Raw genomic sequence first — 21,958 nt, 5'->3', positions numbered from 1 at the left:
GTGCGGACGCATTAGCACTCGAGCCGAGGACCCATCCATTGCAAGTCATCTGCGTAAGGGAGCTTTCGCCGATCTCACTGCGAAACCCGCAGTTCAGCTTCCCGCACAATGTCGGTCATCATCGTGATGCGAACGTAGAACCGCTTTCAGGGAGCTGATTTTGACCTCGCAACGACAGCTATGTTGGCGCATGCGGTCGTCGGGTTACGCGCCGCTTGAACCGACAGATCCCGACAAAAGCCAGTCATCCTTCCATGCAGGATGCGGGTCCGTGTAGGCCAGAACCCGTCATTGCAACACAGCAGAGCGTCTGTGGTGTCAGTGATTGCCAACCACTCCTGTTGCAGTCCAATAGGTGCCATGCGCATCGCGATCGTCGATGAAAGTGCCTCCCGCGCCGCCGTGATCGGTGAAGGACTGGCCGCGCTCGACGATTGCGAGCTGTTCGTCGTTACTGAACGTACGGCGCTCGTCGCGCGGATCGCCGAGATCGATCCCGATATCGTTCTCATGGACCTGGGGAACCCGTCGCGAGACGTGCTCGAGGAATATTTCGCGGTGAGCCGCGCGCTTGCGAGACCGATTGCGATGTTCGTGGACGAGAGTGACGACGAGGCGATCGCGGCATCGATCGATGCAGGCGTATCCTCCTACGTCGTCGACGGGCTCGCCCCCCATCGCATCCGCCCCATCCTTGACCTTGCCGTACGTCGCTTCAACGCATTTGCCCGCCTCCAGGCCGACCTTGCCGAAGCCAAGGGGCAGCTCGCCGAACGCGAAGCGATCGACAGGGCCAAGCGCATCCTGATGGACAGCCGCGGACTGACCGAACCGCAGGCCTATGCCGAACTGCGCAAGACGGCGATGAACCAGGGCCGGCGGATCGCCGAGATCGCGGAGGCGGTGGTCACCGCGCACGAGCTTATGGGAGGCGCCTGATGCCCGCTGAAATAACCATCGGGTTCCTGCCGCTGGTCGATGCCTGCCTGCCGATCCTTGCCCGCGAGCATGGCTTTGCCGAGGCCGAGGGCCTGTCGCTGCGGCTGGTGCGCGACATGAGCTGGGCGACCGTGCTCGACCGCCTGCTCTATGGCCACAGCGATGCTGCACACATGGTCGCCCCGCTCGCCATCGCAGTGACGCTCGGGCGGGGCCGGCCAGCGCAGCCGCTGGCGGTGCCGTTCGTGCTTGGGCTCAACGGCAATGCGCTGACGATGCGGCCCGATCTCGCCCGGCGCCTGACCGCGCCCGGCCAGCTTGCCGATCCGGTTAAGGCTGGCGCCACGCTGCGACAGGTCGCGCAGGAGCGCCTTGCCGCGGGCGGCCGCTTGCGCTTCGGCGTCGTGCACCGCCATTCGAGCCACAATTACATGCTTCGCTACTGGCTGGCAGCCAGCGGCATCCGCCCCGACCATGACATCGAGATAACCACTGTGGCACCGCCGTTTTGCGCTGATGCGCTCGATGCCGGCGAAGTCGACGCGATCTGCGTGGGCGAACCGTGGAACAGCGTGGCGGTCGAACGCGGCGCTGGCGAAATCGTGATGGTCACCGCGCAGATCTGGCGGCGCGGGGTCGAGAAGGTCCTGGCGATGAAGGAGCGGCTGGTCGACGAACGCCGCAGCGACGTCGAGGCGATGGTCCGCGCACTGATCCGCGCCGCACGCCACTTCGTCGATCCGGCGAACTGGGACGCCAACGCCGCGATCCTCGCCCGGCCCGAATACCTCGACGGCAGCGCCGAGCTGATCCACCGCGCGATCTCGGACCAGCTGATGCTGGCGAAGGGCGGCGCGATCGTGCCCTTCCCCGATTTCATGTTCCAGTACCGCGAGGCGGCGAACTTCCCGTGGGTCAGCCAGGCCGAGTGGCTCTACACCCAGATGGTGCGCTGGGAGCAGGGCGCGATCGTGCCCGACGAAGCGCGCAAGGCGGCCCGCGTGTTCCGTCCCGATGTCTACCGCAGCGCACTGGTAGGCAGCGCGGAACCGCTCCCGGGGGCGAGTTCCAAGGTCGAAGGCAGCCTTGCCGGGACCACCGTCGTCGGCACGCAGCAGGGGCGCATGACTCTGGAAAGCAACCGTTTCTTCGATGGCGGAGTGTTTGATCCGGCCGATCTTGCGGGATACCTCGCCACCCTGCCCTGATGCCGATCTGATGCTGCATCGCAAAAAGCGCTTTACCTCGCCGGTGCGAATCGCTTAGCCTTGGGATGCACGATGGCCGTGTCCCGACGATGGGGCGCACCGCAGGCCGGTCGTGCACAGCATCAACAACGCGTGGCAACGTCGCCGCCCGATCTGGCCCTTCCGGCCAAGTCGAGGCGGCTTTTTTGCGTTGCGCGTCAGCAGGAGCCAACCCGGCGTGGGCATCGAAGTGCGATCAGCGCAGCAGCAGCGAGGCGGCAAGGGCAGCCGCCAGCAGCGCGCTGGTGCACTTCCAGAACAGCGCCGGATCGCGTTCGATCAGCGGCCGGCGACGCGCGGCGGCAAGGCCCAGCGCCCCACCGCTTTCGAGCGCACGGAGCAGCTCCACCACGTCGCCGAAGCGATCTTCGCGCCTTGGGGCAATGGCCGCGAGGATCGCGGCGTCGAGCCAGCTTGGGATCTCGGGCCGGTAGCGCGAAGGCGCCGGCGCGATGCCGAAGCGCGGGCGCTGGAACGCTTCCTGCTCGCCATAGGGCCACTTGCCGGTGAACCAGCGGTAGAGTGTGACGCCCAGTGCGAACTGGTCGGTCAGCGCATCGCCTGCGTTGCCGTCGAACTGTTCGGGCGCCATGAACCCCGGCGTTCCGGGGATCTCGTCGGGATGGAAGTCCTCGACCCGCGGCAGTCGCGCCACCCCGAGGTCGATCAGCTTCACCCCGCCCTCGCCGGTCAGCATGACGTTTTCGGGCTTCACGTCGCGATGGACGACTTCGAGCCTGTGCAGCGCGGCAAGTCCGCGCACCAGCCCGATCGCCGCCTGCCGCGCCTCTTCGAGCGGCGGATGTCCGCGCCCCAGGCGCGCCTCCATGCTTTCCCCGACCAGCAGCGGCAGCACGGAATAGAGCCCGCTCTGCCGTTCGGGCCGCACCGGCCTCGCCGCCAGCACGAAGGGGCTCGCCACCCGGCGGGAAAGCAGCAATTCGCGGGCGAAGGCCAGCCGCAGCGCGTGGTCGGACAGGATCTCGCGGCGGGGGAACTTGAGCACCACCTGCTCGCCGTCTTCCTCGTCCGTCGCGACGAGCAGCACGGCGTGGCGGCCTTCGCTCAAGGTCCGCTCGATGCGGAAGCTGTCGATCGTGTCACCAACACCCGGCGGCGCGACGAACGGCAGCCCGGACACTTCGGCGAGGATGCCCTCGTGGTCGGGCGCGGGCAGGCGCACCACGTCGAGCACCAGCGCGGTCGCATTGTCGCGGCCTCCCGCGGCGAGCGCCGCTTCGACCAGTCGCTGCGCCGTGGCCTCGGCACTCGCGTTCTCGGCAAGGATCGCGGCGAGGCGGGGTGCCGACAGCACCGCGTGCACGCCGTCGGTGGTGAGCAGCAGGCGGTCGCGCTCGGCAATTTCCAGCGTAAGGTGATCAAGCCGCAGTTCGGCCTCGAGCCCCAGCGCACGGATCAGCACGTGGTTGAGGTCGGGCTCGGGCCGCACGTGATCGGTGGTGAGGCAGGCGAGCCGTCCCGCCGCAAAGCGCCAGGCGCGGCTGTCGCCGACATGCGCGACGTGCGCCTGCCGCCCGCGCAGGGCCAGTGCCGTGAACGTCGTGCCGCTGTTGGCCATGCTCTCGCCCCGGCCCTGGGCGTGGAGCCAGCAGTTGTAGGCGCCCATGGCCTGCCGGATCGCGCGCGCCGGCCCCAGCGTTTCGGGCAGCGCGTAGAAGCCTTCGACCAGCGCGCGCACCGCAAGCTCTGCCGCGGCGCGGCCCTGCCTGCCGCCGCTGACGCCGTCGGCAACCGCCGCGACGATGCCGTGGCGGGCGCGCTCAGTCGCGCTGCCGAGGTGCACGCCACCGAAGTCCTGGTTGTCGGCTCGCGGTCCGGTCGCACTGAAAAAGCCAGCCGCAACAACCAGTTCCCCGCAGTCCCGCATACTCGTTTCAGCCCCTTGCGCCCGGGCACGTCGCCCGCGTGCGTGAGGATCGTTCCAATCCATCACTCGTCAAGTGCAGGGAGGACCACCTATGGCCACGCTCGCCATGCCATCCGCTAACCCCGCGCCCAAGGGCGCTACCACCAGCTTCTGGAAATCCGGCCACAGCCCGACGCTGCTTGCCGCGTTCCTCTATTTCGACATGGCCTTCATGGTCTGGGTCCTGCTCGGCCCGCTGGCGCCGATCATCTCGAAGGAGCTGGGGCTGGACCCGGCGCAAAAGGGCATGATGGTCGCCATTCCGACGCTGGCTGGCGCAGTGATCCGCCTGATCAACGGCCTGCTGGTCGACCGCATCGGTCCCAAGCTTACCGGCACGATCAGCCAGATCGTTGTCATCGCCGGGCTGTTCGTCGCCTGGCACTTCGGCATTTCCAGCTATCAGGGCACGCTCGCGCTCGGCGTGATCCTCGGCTTTGCCGGGGCGAGCTTCGCCGTATCGCTCCCGCTCGCCAGCCGGTGGTATCCGCCCGAGCACCAAGGCAAGGCGATGGGCATCGCCGGCATGGGCAATTCGGGCACGGTGTTCGCCTCGCTGTTCGCCGCGCTGCTCGCCAAGGCCTATGGCTGGACCAATGTCTTCGGCTTCGCGCTGATCCCGCTGATCGCGGTCTTCGCCTTCTATCTGGTCGCCGCCAAGGACAGCCCCGACCAGCCCGCGCCCAAGCCACTGTCCGCCTACGCCTCGGTGCTCAGGGAAGCCGATGCGTGGTGGTTCATGCTGTTCTACTTCGTGACCTTTGGCGGCTTCGTCGGCCTGTCCAGCTCGCTGCCGACGTTCTATGCCGACAGCTTCGGCGTCACCCCGGTGATCGCCGGCTACTGCACCGCCGCCGCCGTGTTCATGGGCTCGCTGCTGCGCCCGATGGGCGGTGCGCTGGCCGACCGCTTCGGCGGCATCCGCACGCTCACCGTGGTCTACGTGGTCGCCGCCGTGCTGCTCGGCGTGATTTCCATTGTCGCGACCAGCGGCCTTGCCATCGCGGTCGCGCTGTTCGTCGCGGTGATGGGCACGCTGGGCGTGGGCAACGGCGCGGTTTTCCAGCTGGTGCCGCAGCGCTTCCGCAAGGAGATCGGCGTGATGACCGGCCTCGTCGGCTTCGGCGGCGGCCTTGGCGGGTTCTACCTCGCCAGCTCGCTCGGCGCGATCAAGAAGGCCACCGGCAGCGCCTCGATCGGCTTCATGATCTTCGCCGCGCTGGCGATCGTGGCGCTGGCCGGGCTCACCGCCGTCAAGAGCCGCTGGCGGACCACCTGGGGCGCCGCCCTGTCGGGTGCCCGCATCTGATGTGATGTGCTGACGTCGGGCGACCGGGGTGGGCACGAAACCACCCCGGCCCCACCATGAGGGAATTTCCGGACATGAAGACTTTCACTCTCGGCGCGGCCGCGCTGGCGGCGCCGCTCGCTCTCGCGCAGCCCGCGCTCGCCGCCCCCAGGACCTTCGGAGACCCGGTGCCGGTCACCGACACGCTGACCTTCGACCCGATCGTCGATGCCCGCCTGCGATGGGAAAGCGTCGACACCCCGGCCAGGGACGCCGACGCCGTGACCCTGCGCCTGCGCAGCGGGTTCGAGCTTCGCCACGCCCCGTCGCACCTCTCGCTCCTTGCCGAAGCCGAAGGCACGCTCGAGATCGGCGACCACTTCAACGGCCTCGCCTTCGTGCCGGCCAAGGCGCGCCCCGCCTACGCCATCGTGCCGGACCCGGCCAACGTCGAGCTGAACCGCCTGCAGGTCCAGTACCGCACCAAGCAGCTGGGCCTGACCATCGGCCGCCAGCGCATCAACCTCGACGACCAGCGCTGGGTCGGTTCGGTCGCGTGGCGGCAGAACGAGCAGACCTTCGACGCGGTGCGCGGCGAAGCGACCTTGGGCCCGGTCATGGCCGACGTCACGTATGCCCGCGGCCAGCGCACGATCTACGGCCACGACGCCGGGCCACGAACCGCCTACGACGGCGACTTCTGGTTCCTCCAGGCCGGGGTCAGGCAGGGTCCGGTTACGGTCAAGGGCTTTGCCTACCTGCTCGACTACGATGCGAAGGAGCAGGTCGGCCCGCTCGCCGTCACCCTGGCGGACACGCAGACCTGGGGCCTGCGCGCCACCGCCGCGCTGCCGCTGGGCAAAAAGGCCAAGCTCAACCTAGTCGGAAGCTACGCGCGGCAGCAAGGGTGGAAGGACAACCCGGCGCACTTCCATGCCGACTACGTCAATGCCGAGGCCGCTCTTGCCGCGCATGGCTTCACCGCGACCGGGGGTTACGAAAAGCTCGGCTCGGACACGAGTTCGGGCAAGGCCATCGCGCTGCAGACGCCGATGGCCACGCTGCACAAGTTCAACGGCTGGGCCGACCTGTTCCTGACCACCCCCGCCGCCGGGCTGGAGGACGTCTACGCCGGGCTTGCCAAGGCATTCCCCAAGGCGAAGGGCCTGACACTCAACGTCACCTGGCACGATTTCCATTCGGATATCGGCCACGTCAAATACGGCGAGGAGTGGGACGCCAGCGTGGGGTTCAAGGTGCGCAAGGTCGCGCTGCTCGCCAAGTATGCCGGTTACAAGGCCAAGGGCTTCGGCGTGGACACCACCAAGTTCTGGCTCGAGGCGGACTACGCCTTCTGATCCTGCATGAAGCGGAAAGCGGTTCGCCACAAGACCGCTTTCCGCTTACACCGCACCACTTTCCATTGCTGCACTGCAAAATGCCGCTTGCGCTGACCGCCCCGAATCGGTTAGCCTTTGTTTCGAAGGCACAAGCGCCACCCAACGAAGGGTGATCGAGCGCCGCCTGAACCATCAACATTGCGTGGCAAAGTCGCCGCCCAGACCTCCCTTCACCGGGATGCGTTCGGGCGGCTTTTTCGTGTTCACGCATCTGCCAGAGGGAAATCCCGTGAACGCCCCGACGACAGTGCTCGAAAAGCATCCCCCCGCGACCGCCCCGGTCCGCGAACGCCTGGTGGTGATCGGCAACGGCATGGCCGGCTGCCGCGCGGTGGAGGAAATCCTCGCCCGCGATTGCGGCCGCTTCGATGTCACCATTTTCGGCGCCGAGCCCCGGGTGAACTACAACCGCATCATGCTCTCGCCCGTGCTGGCGGGCGAAAAGGCGTTCGAGGACATCCTCATCAACGGCGCCGACTGGTACGCCGACAACGCCATCACGCTCGTCTCGGGCGATCCGGTCGTCTCGATTGACCGCGAGACCCGCACCCTCACCACGCGATCGGGCCGGGTCGAGCCCTACGACCGCCTGCTCATCGCCACCGGGTCAGACCCGTTCATCATCCCGGTGCCCGGCCGCGATCTCGATGGCGTGGTCACCTTCCGCGATCTCGACGACGTCGACCGGATGCTGGCGGCAGCGGACAAGGGCGGTTCTGCCGTGGTCATCGGCGGCGGCCTGCTCGGTCTGGAAGCCGCGCACGGCCTCGCCTTGCGCGGCATGAAGGTCACGGTCGTCCACCTCATGCCCACGCTGATGGAACGCCAGCTCGACGAAGCGGCGGGCTTCCTGCTCAAGAGCGAACTCGAACGGCGCGGCCAGACCATCGTCACCGGCGGCGACACCGCCAAGATCACCGGCGCGAACGGCCACGTCACCGGCGTCAAGCTCAAGGACGGGCGCACCTTCGACGCCGACATCGTCGTGATGGCGGTCGGCATCCGCCCCGCGACCGGCCTCGCCAGGGCAGCGGGCCTTGCCGTCGAGCGCGGCATCGTCGTCGACGACCACATGGTGACGAGCGACCCGGCGATCATGGCGGTGGGCGAATGCGTTCAGCACCGGGGCCAGTGCTATGGCCTCGTCGCGCCGCTGTGGGACATGTGCCGCGCGCTGGCCGAGAACGCTTGCAGGGATGAGGGGGCTTGCGAGCAGCCCACCGGCTACGCGGGCTCGGTCACGTCGACCAAGCTCAAGGTATCGGGCATCGACCTGTTCAGCGCGGGCGACTTCTCGGGCGGCGACGGGGCCGAGGACATCGTCATGCGCGATGCCTCGCGCGGGATCTACAAGCGCGTGGTGGTGCGAGACAACAAGCTCGTCGGCGCGGTGCTCTACGGCGATACCGCCGATGGCAGCTGGTACTTCGATCTGCTGAAGAAGGGCGAGGACATCTCCCCCATCCGCGAGGCGCTGATCTTCGGCCAGGCCTTCGCCAATGGAGGGCCCTCGCTGGACCCTAATGCCGCCGTTGCCGCCCTTTCGGACGATGCCGAAATCTGCGGTTGCAACGGCGTTTCCAAGGGCCAGGTCGTCGCCTCGATCAAGGGTGGCGCGTGCAGCCTCGATGCCGTCCGCTCCACCTGCAAGGCCTCGGCAAGCTGCGGTTCGTGCACCGGGCTCGTCGAAAGCCTGCTGGCGATCACGCTCGGCGACGAGGTCCAGTCGGGCCCGAAGACGCTGTGCAAGTGCACCAGCTTCGGCCACGACGACGTGCGCCGCCTGATCCTCGAAAAGGAGCTCAAGGCGATCCCGCAGGTCATGCAGGAACTGCACTGGAAAACGCCCGACGGCTGCGCCTCGTGCCGCCCGGCGCTCAACTACTACCTGCTCTGCGCCTGGCCGGGGCGATACGAGGACGACCAGAAGAGCCGCTTCGTCAACGAGCGGATGCACGCCAACATCCAGAAGGACGGCACCTATTCGGTGGTCCCGCGCATGTGGGGCGGCCTCACCAACCCGCGCGAGCTGCGCGCGATTGCCGACGTGGTCGAAAAGTACAACGCGCCGATGGTCAAGGTGACCGGCGGCCAGCGGCTCGACATCTTCGGCATCAAAAAGGAAGACCTGCCCGCCGTCTGGGCCGATCTCAACGCCGCCGGGATGGTCTCGGGCCACGCCTACGGCAAGTCGCTGCGCACGGTGAAGACTTGCGTCGGCAGCGAATGGTGCCGCTTCGGCACGCAGGATTCGACCGGGCTCGGCGTCAAGCTGGAGCGCATGACCTGGGGTTCGTGGATGCCCCACAAGTTCAAGATCGCCGTCTCGGGCTGCCCGCGCAACTGCGCCGAAGCCACGATCAAGGACTTCGGCGTGGTCTGCGTCGACAGCGGTTACGAACTCCATGTCGGCGGCAACGGCGGGATCAAGGTGCGCGCCACTGACCTGCTGTGCAAGGTCGCGACCGAGGCCGAGGCGATGGACGTCTGCGCCGCCTTCATCCAGCTCTACCGTGAACAGGCGCACTACCTCGAACGCACCGCGCCGTGGATCGAGCGGGTCGGGCTCGATCATGTGAAGGCCGGGCTGTTCGACGATCCCGACAGCGTTACCCGGCTCGCCGCGCGGTTCCGCCATTCGCAGCTGTTCTGCCAGGACGATCCCTGGGCGGCGCGCGCCGCGGGCGCGCATGCCGACCTCCACCAGCACCTTGCCGAGGTGCGCCCCCTTCAGATGGAGAACGCATGATGGTTGGCGATTGGCTCGATATCGGCCCGGTGGACCAGATCGCCCCCGGCACCGCCCGCACCCTGCCGGTCGTCGGCGGCGAGGAGATCGCGGTGTTCCGCACCCAGCACGGCGGCCTCCACGCGCTGGTCAACAAGTGCCCGCACAAGCAGGGCCCGCTCAGCCAGGGCATCGTCCACGGCGGCGTCGTCACCTGCCCGCTGCACAACTGGAACATCTCGCTCAAGACTGGCGAGGCGCAGGGCGAGGACAAAGGCTGCGTCCCCGTCATCCCGCTCAAGGTCGATGCCGGGCGCATCTACCTGCTGCGCGCCGCCGTGCTGGGCCAGCGCGCGGCGTGAGCGAAATCCGCACCACCTGCGCCTATTGCGGCGTCGGCTGCGGCATCCGCGCCGAAGTCACGGGGCCCCGGATGGTGACGATCCGGGGCGACGCGGCGCACCCCGCCAACTTCGGCCGGCTCTGTTCCAAGGGCACGCACCTAGGAGAGACGGTCGGCCTCGAAGGCCGCTTGCTTCATCCGATGATCGGCGAGAAGCGCGCCGACTGGGGCAGCGCGCTCGATCTCGTCGCCGAACGGATGCGCGCGACGATCGACCGCCACGGCCCGGACAGCGTCGCCTTCTACGTCTCCGGCCAGTTGCTGACCGAGGACTACTACGCCGCCAACAAGCTGCTGAAAGGCTTCGTCGGCACCGCCAACATCGACACCAACAGCCGCCTGTGCATGGCGAGCGCGGTCGCCGCGCACAACCGCAGCTTCGGCGAAGACCTGGTCCCCTGCTCCTACACCGATCTCGAGGAGGCCGACCTCGTCCTCCTCGTCGGCTCGAACACCGCGTGGTGCCATCCGGTGATCTGGCAGCGGATCGAGGCGGCACGCGAGGCGCGCGGCACCCGGATCGTCGTGATCGACCCGCGCCGCACCGAAACCGCCGAGCAGGCCGACCTGCACATCGCCATCGCGCCCGACGGCGATACCGCGCTGTTCAACGCCCTGCTCCACGCGCTCGCCGAACGCGGGCTGGCGCAGGTCGATGCATGGGACGGGCTCGCCTGCGATCCGGGCATTCCCGCCGCGCACTTTGCCGCGCTGGTCGATCTCGTCGCTGCGTCCCCGCGCATGGTCACGCTGTTCAGCATGGGCGCCAACCAGTCGACCGGCGGGACCGACAAGGGCAACGCGATCATCAACCTGCACCTTGCCACCGGCCGCATCGGCCAGCCCGGCGCCGGCCCCTTCAGCATGACCGGCCAGCCCAACGCGATGGGCGGGCGCGAGGTCGGCGGCCTCGCCAACACGCTCGCCTGCCACCTCGGCTTTTCGCAAGACGAACGCGAAGACGTCGCCGCCTTCTGGAAGACCAACCGGCTCTGCACCGCCCCCGGCCTCAAGGCGGTGGACCTGTTCCGCGCGATCGATGCAGGCAAGGTCCGCTTCCTCTGGGTCATGGCCACCAACCCCGCCGTGTCGATGCCCGATGCCGGCTTCGTGCGGGCGGCGCTCGCCAAGGTCGAAACGCTGATCGTTTCCGAAGTGATCGCCGATACCGACACGGCTCGCCTCGCCCACATCCGCCTGCCCGCGCTCGGCTGGGGCGAGAAGGACGGCACCGTGACCAATTCCGAACGCCGCGTCAGCCGCCAGCGCGCGCTGTTCGCACCCCCGGGCGAGGCGCGCGCCGACTGGGCGATCATCGCCGATGTCGCCCGCCGGCTCGGCCACGGCGCGGCCTTTGGCTGGAACAGCAGCGCCGAGGTCTTCCGCGAGTATGCCGCGATGACCGCGCTGGCTGCGGCGCGCGGCAAGCGGCTCGACATCTCGGCCCACGCCGCGCTGTCGGACGAGCAATACGACGCGCTCGAACCCTTCCAGTGGGGCGGCGCACAGGCCCTGCCGACCGATGCGAAGATCGTGCCCGCAAGGCCGGCGCAGGCGCGCTTCGACCCCGCCTTCCCGCTGCGGCTCAACACCGGGCGCTATCGCGACCAATGGCACACGATGACCCGCACGGGCTTGAGCCCAAGGCTTTCGCAGCACCGGCGCGAGCCGCTGCTCGAAGTCCATCCCGAAGACGCCACGGTAACAGGCCTCGCCGAGGGCGCGCTGGCGCGCGTCGTCACGCCGCAGGGCAGCGCCGTGTTCCGCGTCGCGCTCGACCCCGGCCAGCGCCGTGGCGAAATCTTCGTGCCGATGCACTGGACCGACGCCATGGCCGGCGAGGGTCGCAGCAACCGCCTCGTCGCGCCGGAGGTTGACCCCGTGTCCGGCCAACCCGGCTTCAAAAACAGCGCCGCGCGGATCGAACCGGTCACGGTCGACTGGCGCGGCTTCCTCGTCTCGGCGCAAGCGAGCCGCCCGCAAGGCCTCGCCTACTGGGTCGCCTCGCGCCTGACGCAGGGCTGGCTGACCGAACTTGCCGGGCAAGGCAGCGTCGACGTCGACGCGCTGCTCCCCGAAGGTGAGCGGATCGAAGTGGCCGACGCCACGCGCGGCATGCGCCGCGTGGTCGTGCTCGCGCCGGACGGCACCGTTGCCGCCGCGCTCTACGTCACCCGCCGTGGCACGCTTCCCCCGCGCGAATGGATCGCCACGCAAGTCGGCCTCGGGCAAGCGGCACCGGCGGAACTCCTTGCCGCTCGCCCCGCCTCGCCCGCGCCCGATCCCGGCCCGATCGTCTGCGTCTGCCACGGCATTGGTGCGCGCAATATCGAGACGGCAGCGCGCGGTGGCGCGTGCACGGTCGCTGCCATCGGCGCGGCCACGGCAGCGGGCACAAATTGCGGTTCATGCCGCCCGGCGATCGCCCGGCTGCTCGCAACGATCACCCCATCATCCGAGGAGAAGGCGGCGTGAACGACGATTTCCCGCAAGGCAGCGTATGGCTGGTCGGCTCAGGACCGGGCGATCCCGAACTGCTCACTCGCAAGGCCGAGCGCCTGATCGCCCGCGCCGAAACGATCTTCCACGATGCACTGGTCGGCGAAGGCGTGCTCGCGCTTGCTCCACCCACGGCGCAGTTGGTGTATATTGGCAAGCGGGCCGGACGCCACTCGAAGGACCAGACAACCATCGACCGCCTCATCGTCGAAGCTGCGCTGCGCGGCGAACGCGTCGTCCGCTTGAAGGGCGGCGATCCGGCAATCTTCGGACGCGCCACCGAGGAACTCGACGCTTGCCGCGCGGCGGGCATTGCCGTCTCGATCTGCCCCGGCATCACCGCGGCCAGCGCCGCCGCTGCCTCGCTCGGCGCATCGCTCACCCTGCGTGGATTGGCTCGCAAGCTTACGTTTGTCACCGCCCACGCCCGAGCCGGCGAAACTCTCGATCTCGACTGGAGTTCACTCGCAGATCCACAGGCAACGGTGGCCGTCTATATGGGCAAGGCTGCCGCGGAAGCAGTCTCGCGCGGGCTGCTCCGCGCTGGCTTGCCGGGTGAAACGCCGGTCGCGCTGGTGCAAAACGCCAGCCTTCCGATCGAGCAGCGTTTTCATACTCGGCTCGACCTGCTGCCCCTGGCCGCGCGAACGGCACTAGGTGACGGACCAGCGTTGCTGCTCATCGGCCAAGCTCTGGAGAGAACGTCGCGGTGCGCCGAGGCGGCACGAAGGGCACTCGAAGCATGAAAAGATTGCTCGGACGGTTAATTCGACATCTCGATGTTGCAACGTGCCTTCGATGTGGTGCGAATATTCCAAAAAAATTCGGAGTGGGTTGCCCGTTCTGTTCTTGGACACCCTTAGAAACTGTCGAAAGCAAGCCTGTTAACTTTTAATCGGATTCTTCCTTCATGCTCGGCTCAAGCCATCAAAAAGCGCCAGCGTTTGCAGTCTGGAAGTATGAAAGAGTCGCTACACTACTGATCGAATGTCCAGTTTCGGTTTATCCGGAGGTTGGAAGCATTGGTAATCAATGGCTGCTTTGCCCCAGCCCCAGTCTTTCCCGCATCACCCTCTCACGATGAATGAACGACTGGTTTTGACGAGGCCATTCAGCCGCTGGAACGGCAGGAATTGCGGCGATGGCAGATTCAATCATAGATTGCCTGCATTACGATGACCCAGCCGCGCCATCGGCACCATACTCAGCAATCTGCTCAAGCTGCCAATCTCGATAATCCGCTACCTGATAAACCCAGCGCTCTAAGATCTCACGCAGCTCGGCCAGGGCGACAATCACAAGCGGTGGCACATTCCAGCGCAACAGAAGCAACAAGCCAGCCAGCACGATGACGATGTCGGCCTTGGACTGCACGCCCGTTGCCCAGAGCGGATCGTAGATCGCGGCGGCGGAGAATGCCCATGACGGCCGCATTGACCCCTGCCAACGCCCGTTGCGCCAGAATATGGTCGCGGATCGACTCCTGCACTGGAAGCAGCCCCGAGACCAGCAACAGCCCCGGCAGGAAAATGAAGACCAGCGCGATGGCCGCACCGACGAGACCAGCGACGCGGAATCCAGTAAAGGCCGCAAACGTGAAGAGCGGGCCCGGCACCGCCTGCGCGGCGCCGTACCCGGCAAGTAAGGTCGGATCGTCGATCCACTGCGGGACCAGTCGTGCTCGCGAGCGCGGGGTGCGAGGCTACCAATAGAAACGCAAGCCCGCCTAATGCTATGAGCATAGGCTGTGTTTAATTTGTCAGATGCGGAACCACCTTCAGAATTTTAACGGTGCAGCACAAGAACGGTTGATTTAATTCAGAGGCCGACTTCACATTATCTATGTGGGTGCCGTCCCCTCCGCACTTGTTCCATTGCATCTTTGAGATGAGTGTAACGGTACGGCCCAACGTGGAATGTTTCGGTAACTCGCCTCTCGATCTCAGGGGGAAGGGGATCCTCCCGCTGCAAGGCGCCGCCCTCATTCTCCCAGCTGCTATTTGACGTGCCTGATTCTCCATTCTTCGCTGCTGATTCAGGTCTCGGCCCGACTTTATCGATGACGACCTTAAGCAAATCGGCGATATCCTCGAGTGCAAGAACGACGCGTTCTTCGCACGTCGAATCATTGCGCTGCCGCATTAGGTCAGCTTTGGTTGTCATCGCAGTTCCCTTCGAAGCGGAAGTGTTTGCTGCATGGTGGCGCGCGACCTCACGTTCGATGGAGCCAATGAAGTCCTGGATGTAACGTTCGGTCGAAGCGAACTCCTTCTCGTGATCCCCCATGTTTTGGCCGCAAGCAAACCGCTCTTTCATCTGATTAAGGATCTCAGGAACTTCATCCGCGAGATGTCCGATCAGGGCCTGCAGAATACGTTCTTGTGCAAGCACACGCCTTTCGATCACCGTGATTTCACGAGGGGGAGGGAGATGTCTACCGTGGCCTGCTTCCCATGCCCGATCCAGTTCGTCCCTCGCCGCAGAAGACCAGTTTCGACCTTCATCTGCTGCCGATGTAAAAGCTGTAAATGACGAAGGGGGCCAGCCGGGGCCAAATTGTCCGGTCATGATATGCTCCGTGCGAGCGGGAGGCGCTATCTCTCTGCCGGAGGCTGCTCGGATGATGCGGCCGGTCACCTCCATGTGGTGACTATCGTGCTGCATTCAATGGTGAACCTATTTCCTCGCTTTCGTCTTTCCGACTAAGCGTCGCCATTGAGCTCACTGGGTACGCTCTAATTGAAAGCTTTCGCTACTGGAGCGGACCATCATGATGAAGAGTTACTCGAGTGCCCGGTGCATTGTCGGCGACTACGATGGTGGTGTGCAACTGGGCAGCCAAGGATTGGATGATGCTGGTGCCGAGTCCAGGTTTGGAGTTCAGTGCTTTGCCGGCCCCATTGTCCGCGACGGAAAGGTCCCAGTATTCGGGGTTAGATTGCAATTCCACGACGATCTCGCGGCCCTTGCCCGGTGAAGGGAAAGCGTATTTAAGGGCGTTTATTACAAGCTCCGTTACGATCAGGCCGATTGCAACTGAATGGTCAGCGCTCGCGCAACAATCGTCGACTTTGACCTTCAATTGAATAGAGCTTGAGGCTTGGATCATTGAGGCAGAAATGCTCGTGCAGAGGTCGTCTAAATAGATGTTTAGCGAAACACCCTCGGCAGAAGATTGCGTAAGATGTCTCTGCAAACGAGCGATTGCCATGACCCGTTGATGTGCTTCTTGGAGCTTTTGCCTCGCAATGTCTGAATGAACATCCCTCAATCCAACCATGAGCGTACTGGCGATGATCTGAAGGCTATTTCCGATGCGATGATGCATTTCTTGAAGTAAAACCTGCCCGTCTCTGATGCGTTCGTCTTTTTCTTCATCTAGGAGGCGCGCAGCAGTTAAATCTGCTATTCCAACAAGGAGGCAATTTTCCTGCCGAGGACCAAATGTTAGCCGCTGGATGTTGACGATGACGTGATGAACACCGCCGTGAGACGGAATTTCGATCCTGCAAGGAGCAACTGCATTACTGCCCGCCAACGTCTTTTCCAGAGAGTCTATGAGGACCGGCAACGCCCATTCCCCGCGTCCGATCTCAAAAAGAGTGCGACCCACGACGGCAACCGCATCAAGGTTGAACGATCGGCAGAATGAACCGCTCACGGCGCGAATTGTGAAAGAGTTGTCCAACAAGAGGAGTGGCGTCGGAGAAGCCAGGACAATAGCAAAACCGAGCCCGCCAGACGTCATTTCGGCCAAGGGATAAGCGCCTTGCACCATAGAAAATCCTCTCGAGGCAGACGTCTGGTCCGGTAATGACCAGCAATGCAAGAGCAGCTTTGCCAGATCACTCTGCTAGCGGTGTAGGGGTAGCAGGATCGGTCTCCTGTGACGACTCAATAAGGAACTCGCCGCACGGACTGTCAATGCAAGGTGGCTCGTCGGCAGGACGGCGATAGCTCGCCAAGATGCGCAACCGGTTCCACTACTTCAGCTCGTCACCTATGTACGTCCGCGTGGCGGTGCGGGCGCTGGATGTCGGCTCTTAGCGGAACTTGACGTTCGGCGTGTAAGGCGCACCCGGCAGCTAAGTCCCAGCAACGTCGAAGTTGGCTCCCCGCCAACAGCGAGGAGCCAACGGCTCAGATCTCGGTATTTTCGGCGAGGGCAAGAGCATCCTCCACGTCATTCCAAGGTAGCGGACCGTGTTCTCGATCTTGCTATGGCCGAGCAGGCTCTGGACGGCGCGCAGATTGCCCGTCGCCCTGTAGATGATCGATGCCTTCGTTCGGCGCAACGAGTGGGTGCCATATTCACTTTGTATCAGGCCAACCCCCGTTTCCCATTCGTCGACCAGCCGGGCGTACTGGCGGGTGCTGAGGTGACCATTGTGATCAACCCGGCTTGGAAAGACGTAATCGTCCACTGTGCCGCCACGCTGCTCGAGCCAGGCCAGCAGACTGGCCCGGGCATCGGGAAGCAGTTCGAACTGAACTGGACGACCTGTCTTCTGCTGCATCAGGATAGCCCGCGTTCGGATCTGCCCACCGCTAACAATGTCGCCAATTTTCATCTGCACGAGGTCGCAGCCACGGAGCTTTACGCGGTCACAATCGCCGCACGTGGCCAAGCGCACTTTTGAAAGGGAGGCGACCTTAATCCGACGCGGTTGGATCGAGCGGGCGCGCAATCATGATCGCCTGAGCGCCGATGCGATCCTCATGGCGGAACATCCTGATGATTGGATGCAGCGGCACACTGAGTAGCCCCTAGTTTTCTAGACGCCTTCGATCCTAATTTTGAGGACAGGAGGCGATGATGGGGAAGCCCAATTTCAGTGATGAGTTCAAGCGTGATGCGGTGGCCCAGATCACCGAACGCGGATATCCTGTAGCCGAGGTCTCGCAGCGGCTCGGCGTCAGCCAGCACTCGCTGTATGCCTGGAAGCGTAAGCTTGCGAAGGTGGTGTCCGGCGAAGCCAGCAAGGATGCCGAGATCCGCCAGTTGAAGCGCGAGCTGGCCCGGGTGACCGAGGAGCGCGACATCCTAAAAAAAGCCACCGCGTATTTCGCCAGGGATGCAAAGTGAGATACGCGTTCATTGCCGAGCATCGTCACCAGTTCAGGGTTCGGGCGATGTGTCGGTGCCTGCGCATCCAGCCCAGTGGTTTCTATGCATGGCAGAAGAGCCCGCTGAGCCAGCGGGCTCGAGAAGATGCCCGGCAGACCGATCTGATCCGCAAAGCCTGGAACGACAGCGGCAAGGTCTATGGCTACCGCAAGCTGCACGATGACCCTCTGGATCACGGCGAGACCTGCTGCCCCAACCGCGTTGCGCGGTTGACCAGGCTCGCGGGTATCAGGGCCCAGGTTGGCTACAAGCGTCGGCCTGGCAGCTATGGCGGCAAACCTTCCTTGGCGGTCGACAACACTCTGGATCGCCAGTTCGATGTAGCGACGCCAGATCGGGCCTGAGTGACAGACATTACCTACATCCGCACCCTGGAAGGCTTTGCCTATCTGGCGGTCGTGATCGATCTCTACTCGCGCCGCGTGGTAGGCTGGTCGATGCAGAGCCGACTGACCACCGATGTCGTGCTGCAGGCGCTGCACATGGCGGTATGGCGGCGCAAGCCGAAGCAGCGGGTGTTGGTCCATTCGGACCAGGGCTCGCAGTTCACCAGCATGGACTGGGCTGCCTTCATCCGGGCTCACAATCTTGAACACTCGATGAGCCGACGTGGTAACTGCCACGACAACGCTGTGGCCGAGAGCTTCTTCTCGTTGCTCAAGCGTGAGCGCATCCGCCGCTGCACCTACAAAACCCGCGAGGAAGCCCGGCAGGACGTGTTCGATTACGTCGAGATGTTCTACAACCCGGTGCGCAAGCAAGTCAGGAACGGGATGCTGTCGCCCGCCGAGTTCGAACGGCGGCAGATTTTGAAAGCGGAAGGCGTCTAGAAAACTAGGGGCTACTCAGGGCGGCGGCACTGTAGGTCCTCTGCTTTCACAGTTGACGCCCTTCGTGTCAGAGCAGAACGTCCAAGAATGGCGGTCATTGGGCCAAGCCGGTACAAAGCGTTACCCACTTTTCATCGCTGCCTCGGCGGCGTTTAGCTTTTCTTCTAATTCCAAGATGATAGGCTCAAACGCCGCTAGCACTTCACCGTGGTTCGCCAAAATTTCCGGCAGCGGGCGAGAAAGTCTTATGGTGTCGAATGCATCAACGGGGATTGGAAACATGCCGCGAAAAGCGCGCGTGAGATATTTCTCCGTCACTTCCGTCACGAACGCGCCGCTGTAAACGTCTATGTCACCGATGTCGGGCCGCAGCCCCGCATCGATACGTATGCTCTTGGGTATGTCCCAGTACCTGTTCCGGCACGACTCCGTGCGGTCGAAGAGGTCCCGGAGCCGGGCAGACGCAATCGCATCCTTCGATTCGATTGAAAGTTCGGCCAGCGAACTCACTTGCACATTGGTAAGATTGGCGGCCTCAAACGCACCAGACTGAAATCCTACCTCACATAAGATGATGCCTCGATCTACTCCGAGGTCGGCTACAATCTCCCTGAGAGCGATGACATGAAGCTTGTTGACCGGATCTTTCCAGTGCTTGCATTCGACAATCCACTTCACCGAAAATCCGGCTACATCAATCGTCACAAGGACATCGACGTCATGCGAGGTCCGCACCCCCTTCAATGTCACATCTGTGGAGGCGGATAGGCCCAACGAACGAAAAAATTCGGCAGTTTCCTCCTGATAACCTTTCCAGTCGGTTGCCACGAATGATGCTCCTCTCGCGCGTGCACTTATCTCAATAACTTCCGCACTCCCAGCAGACCAGCAGCTTCAGGGGGGGCGACTGCCGCGATGGAATATGTACGATGCTGCTGAAAAAGGGACTGACGTCCCAAGGGTGCCCTGCACAAGGGTGGCAGCCTAATCCCACATCTAAGTCATTGAAAAATGGTGAGCGCACTAGGGCTCGAACCTACGACCCGCTGATTGAGAGACCCCATTCCTAATTTATAGGCTGATGCCCCAGTGATGCCCCGGCGGTCAGGGCAACCGGCGCGATGCGCCAATTTAACGTCTAAGTCATTGAAAAGGTGGTGAGCCCTGCTGGATTCGAACCAGCGACCTACTGATTAAAAGTCAGTTGCTCTACCGACTGAGCTAAGGGCCCGCGCGTGTCTCGCGCCGTCAAGGCGCGCGGCGTCGTGCGGCACTAGGGGCGCGGGACTTGCGGGTCAAGCGGGCGGAGAGGTGTTTAAGGGCAAGACCGGTGGCGGGATCGCGCCAGTTGCAGGCGATGCGGGCGGCGGGCCGCACCACGAAGTCGCGCTCGCGAAAGGCGGGATGCGGGATGGTCAGCGCCTTGTCCGCCCACGCGCCGCCGCTCCACAGCACGATGTCGAGGTCCAGCGTGCGCGCGCTCCAGCGCTGTCCCCGGCGCATGCGGCCGAAATCGCGCTCGATTTGCTGCAGCAGCGCGAGCAGCGCGCGGGGGCCCAGCGTCGCTTCGACCACCGCCGCGCCATTGGCATATTGCCGGCGCGAAGGCCCGAGCGGCGCGCTGGCGAGCACCGGCGATGCGGCCACCACCGCGATCCCCGCCTCGCCCAACGCCCCCAGCGCCGCGCGCAGCACGGCACGCGGGGCGCCGTGGCGCGCATGGCGCACGTTCGAGCCGAGCGCGATCAGGTAGCGCTGGCGCTCCAGCGTCAGATATCCTCGGCGAGCCGGCCGTAGAGCTGGGGGCGGCGGTCGCGGAAGAAGCCCATGCCGGCGCGGTGCTTGGCCGCTTCGGCAAGATCGATCGTCGCGACAAGCGTCCCGGTTTCCTCGGCGCCGTATTCGGCCAGGAAATCGCCCCACTGGTTGGCGATGAAGCTGTGGCCGTAGAAGCGCTGGTCGTTCTCTTCGGTGCCGATGCGGTTGGCGGCGATCACCGGCATGCAGTTCGAAGCGGCATGGCCCAGCATAGCCCGGCGCCAGATGCGGCTGGTATCGAAGCTCGCGTCATAGGGTTCGGAGCCGATCGCGGTGGGATAGAACAGCAGCTCCGCCCCCATCAGCGCCATGGCGCGCGCGCATTCGGGATACCACTGGTCCCAGCACACGCCCACGCCGATACGGGTGCCGAACACGTCCCACACCTTGAACCCGGTGTTGCCGGGGCGGAAATAGAACTTCTCCTCGTAGCCCGGCCCGTCAGGGATGTGGCTCTTGCGATAGACGCCCATGACCTCGCCATCCGGGCCGATCATCGCCAGGGTGTTGTAGTAATGGTGGCCGTCGCGCTCGAAGAAGCTGGTTGGGATGGCGATGCCCAGCGCCTTGGCGAGCTTGCGCATTTCCTTGACCGAGGGATCCTCGTCGAGCGGATGGGCGAGCGCGAACAGCGCCTCGTCTTCATGCTTGCAGAAATACGGCCCGGCGAACAGCTCGGGCGGCAGCACCACGTGCGCCCCCTTTGCCGCAGCCTGTTCGACCAGCGCGGCGACGGCGGCGATGTTGGTCTGCTCGTCGGCATGGAGCGCGAGCTGGAGGGCGGCGACGGTGATGCTGGTCATGGGCCCGGACCTAAGCGTCCGGGGCCACGAATTCAATCTTCGCGCTCAGTCCCGCTTGCGGAACAGCAGCGTCATGCGGTCGCTCTCGCCGATGGCTTGCAGCCGCGCCCTGGTCGCATCGTCCTTTGCCCCATCGAGCGAGGGCGGCAGCGTCCACACGCCGTCGGGCCAGTTGGCGGGGTCCTTCGGATTGGCGTTGGCCTCGCTGCGGCCCACGAAGGCGAAGCCGTGCGCTTCCATCACCTTGATCACGTCGGCTTCGCGCAAGTAGCCCTTGCTGCCATCGACGTAGGCATCCGGCGCATCGGCCTTGGCGCGGTGCTGCTCGATCCCGATCATGCCGCCGGGCTTGAGCAGGTCGCGCATCGTCGCAAGCTCGCTGTCGGCGGTCTTCGACCGCAGCAGGTTGTGCATCGCGCGCATCAGCAGGATGCGGTCGAACGTGCCCTTTTCGCCCGCCGGAACCGCGCCCAGCGAGAAGGCGCCGAACCTTTCGGCGGGTTGCGCCGCCCATCCCGCCACCTGCGCCGGGAACTTCGCCACGGCCGCCTGCATGCCCGCCTGCCGCTCTGCACTGGCGCCGCTGGCATCGCCGAACAGCCCCACGAGCTTGCCCTTGGGCGCAAGATAGATGCCGAGCAGGCGCGAATACCAGCCGCCGCCGGGAGCATATTCGCCCACCTTCATCGCCGGCCCCACGCGGAAGAAGGCGAGCGTCTGGTCGGGCTTGCGATAGACGTCGCGCGCGGCATCGTCCTTGCGCAGCGGATCGGCCACGGCGGCGGCCAGCGCGGGATCGATCGCCGCGCCGGCCTTCGGCGTGCCATCGGCCAGCGCAGGGGCGGAAAGGCTGCCGGCGGCAACGGCGACAAGCAGGGCAAGGCTCAAACGGCGCATCACGGGGATTCTCCTTGGGGACCGATGACAAGCACGGGATCGATGCCTATC

Annotated in this window: 16 protein-coding genes, 1 tRNA gene and 3 pseudogenes; 9 read left to right on the top strand and 11 right to left on the bottom strand. The window is 64.9% G+C overall.

Annotated elements, in window-relative coordinates:
• Positions 1–360: 360 nt before the first annotated feature.
• Complete coding sequence (locus AACH40_RS01460; RefSeq protein ID WP_338643906.1) at positions 361–939, top strand: ANTAR domain-containing response regulator; 579 nt, start codon at positions 361–363, stop codon at positions 937–939.
• Positions 939–2,147: an ABC transporter substrate-binding protein gene (locus AACH40_RS01455; protein WP_338643905.1), complete on the top strand. Its 1,209-nt coding sequence runs from the start codon at positions 939–941 to the stop codon at positions 2,145–2,147. Before AACH40_RS01460 ends, AACH40_RS01455 begins: the two co-directional genes overlap by 1 nt.
• A 235-nt stretch (positions 2,148–2,382) precedes the next feature.
• Here AACH40_RS01455 and AACH40_RS01450 read toward each other — a convergent pair whose 3' ends face one another.
• Entirely contained in the window at positions 2,383–4,074 is a 1,692-nt protein-coding gene (locus tag AACH40_RS01450) for a bifunctional protein-serine/threonine kinase/phosphatase (RefSeq protein ID WP_338643904.1), read from the bottom strand.
• A 91-nt stretch (positions 4,075–4,165) separates the two neighbouring features.
• Here AACH40_RS01450 and AACH40_RS01445 point away from each other — a divergent pair, with 91 nt between their 5' ends.
• The 6 genes from AACH40_RS01445 (at position 4,166) to cobA (ending at position 13,177) form a co-directional block, all read left to right on the top strand.
• Entirely contained in the window at positions 4,166–5,422 is a 1,257-nt protein-coding gene (locus tag AACH40_RS01445) for a nitrate/nitrite transporter (protein ID WP_338643903.1), read from the top strand.
• A gap of 74 nt (positions 5,423–5,496) precedes the next feature.
• Entirely contained in the window at positions 5,497–6,759 is a 1,263-nt protein-coding gene (locus tag AACH40_RS01440; RefSeq protein WP_169495155.1) for an alginate export family protein, read from the top strand.
• Between the two features lie 271 nt (positions 6,760–7,030).
• Positions 7,031–9,550, top strand: coding sequence for a nitrite reductase large subunit NirB (nirB, locus tag AACH40_RS01435; protein WP_338643902.1), 2,520 nt, complete (start codon positions 7,031–7,033; stop codon positions 9,548–9,550).
• Positions 9,550–9,891, top strand: coding sequence for a nitrite reductase small subunit NirD (gene nirD, locus AACH40_RS01430; protein ID WP_338646222.1), 342 nt, complete (start codon positions 9,550–9,552; stop codon positions 9,889–9,891). The genes nirB and nirD overlap by 1 nt, the downstream gene beginning before the upstream one ends.
• On the top strand, positions 9,888–12,407 hold the full coding sequence (locus AACH40_RS01425) for a molybdopterin-dependent oxidoreductase (protein ID WP_338643901.1): 2,520 nt from the start codon (positions 9,888–9,890) through the stop codon (positions 12,405–12,407). The genes nirD and AACH40_RS01425 overlap by 4 nt, the downstream gene beginning before the upstream one ends.
• A complete protein-coding gene (gene cobA, locus AACH40_RS01420) occupies positions 12,404–13,177 on the top strand; it encodes a uroporphyrinogen-III C-methyltransferase (protein ID WP_338643900.1) in 774 nt (257 codons plus the stop codon). The genes AACH40_RS01425 and cobA overlap by 4 nt, the downstream gene beginning before the upstream one ends.
• Positions 13,178–13,601: 424 nt before the next feature.
• On the opposite strand, the gene AACH40_RS01415 is transcribed toward cobA, so the two are convergent.
• The 5 genes and pseudogenes from AACH40_RS01415 to AACH40_RS01400 form a co-directional block, all read right to left on the bottom strand.
• Positions 13,602–13,805 carry a hypothetical protein gene (locus AACH40_RS01415; protein ID WP_338643899.1) on the bottom strand — a complete coding sequence of 68 codons (204 nt, stop codon included), beginning with the start codon at positions 13,803–13,805 and terminating at the stop codon, positions 13,602–13,604.
• Positions 13,806–13,854: 49 nt separating this feature from the next.
• Positions 13,855–14,091 (bottom strand): annotated as a pseudogene (locus AACH40_RS18870) (chromate transporter); the annotation flags it as partial.
• Positions 14,092–14,267: 176 nt separating this feature from the next.
• Positions 14,268–14,999, bottom strand: a complete 732-nt coding sequence (locus tag AACH40_RS01410) for a hypothetical protein (protein WP_338643898.1) — start codon at positions 14,997–14,999, stop codon at positions 14,268–14,270.
• 184 nt (positions 15,000–15,183) lie between these two features.
• Positions 15,184–15,759 (bottom strand): sensor histidine kinase, encoded by a 576-nt coding sequence (locus AACH40_RS18865; RefSeq protein ID WP_422394916.1) that lies wholly within the window; start codon positions 15,757–15,759, stop codon positions 15,184–15,186.
• 812 nt (positions 15,760–16,571) lie between these two features.
• A pseudogene (locus AACH40_RS01400) lies at positions 16,572–17,029 on the bottom strand (tyrosine-type recombinase/integrase); the annotation flags it as partial.
• A gap of 218 nt (positions 17,030–17,247) precedes the next feature.
• Here AACH40_RS01400 and AACH40_RS01395 point away from each other — a divergent pair.
• Positions 17,248–18,389: pseudogene (locus AACH40_RS01395) on the top strand (IS3 family transposase).
• 120 nt (positions 18,390–18,509) lie between these two features.
• Here AACH40_RS01395 and AACH40_RS01390 read toward each other — a convergent pair.
• The 5 genes from AACH40_RS01390 to AACH40_RS01370 form a co-directional block, all read right to left on the bottom strand.
• Entirely contained in the window at positions 18,510–19,217 is a 708-nt protein-coding gene (locus AACH40_RS01390) for a restriction endonuclease (protein ID WP_338643897.1), read from the bottom strand.
• A gap of 327 nt (positions 19,218–19,544) precedes the next feature.
• Positions 19,545–19,620, bottom strand: a tRNA-Lys gene (locus tag AACH40_RS01385).
• 17 nt (positions 19,621–19,637) lie between these two features.
• The gene (gene folK / locus AACH40_RS01380) at positions 19,638–20,117 is read right to left on the bottom strand and encodes a 2-amino-4-hydroxy-6-hydroxymethyldihydropteridine diphosphokinase (RefSeq protein WP_422394871.1); all 480 of its coding nucleotides are present in this window, start codon (positions 20,115–20,117) and stop codon (positions 19,638–19,640) included.
• A gap of 41 nt (positions 20,118–20,158) precedes the next feature.
• A complete protein-coding gene (aguB, locus tag AACH40_RS01375) occupies positions 20,159–21,010 on the bottom strand; it encodes an N-carbamoylputrescine amidase (protein ID WP_338643896.1) in 852 nt (283 codons plus the stop codon).
• Positions 21,011–21,055: 45 nt separating this feature from the next.
• Entirely contained in the window at positions 21,056–21,907 is an 852-nt protein-coding gene (locus tag AACH40_RS01370; RefSeq protein WP_338646216.1) for a methyltransferase, read from the bottom strand.
• Between the last annotated feature and the right edge of the window lie 51 nt (positions 21,908–21,958).

It is taken from the genome of Novosphingobium olei (assembly GCF_037076535.1).
Lineage (GTDB): Bacteria > Pseudomonadota > Alphaproteobacteria > Sphingomonadales > Sphingomonadaceae > Novosphingobium > Novosphingobium olei.
This window is presented reverse-complemented; position numbering and strand designations above follow the sequence as displayed.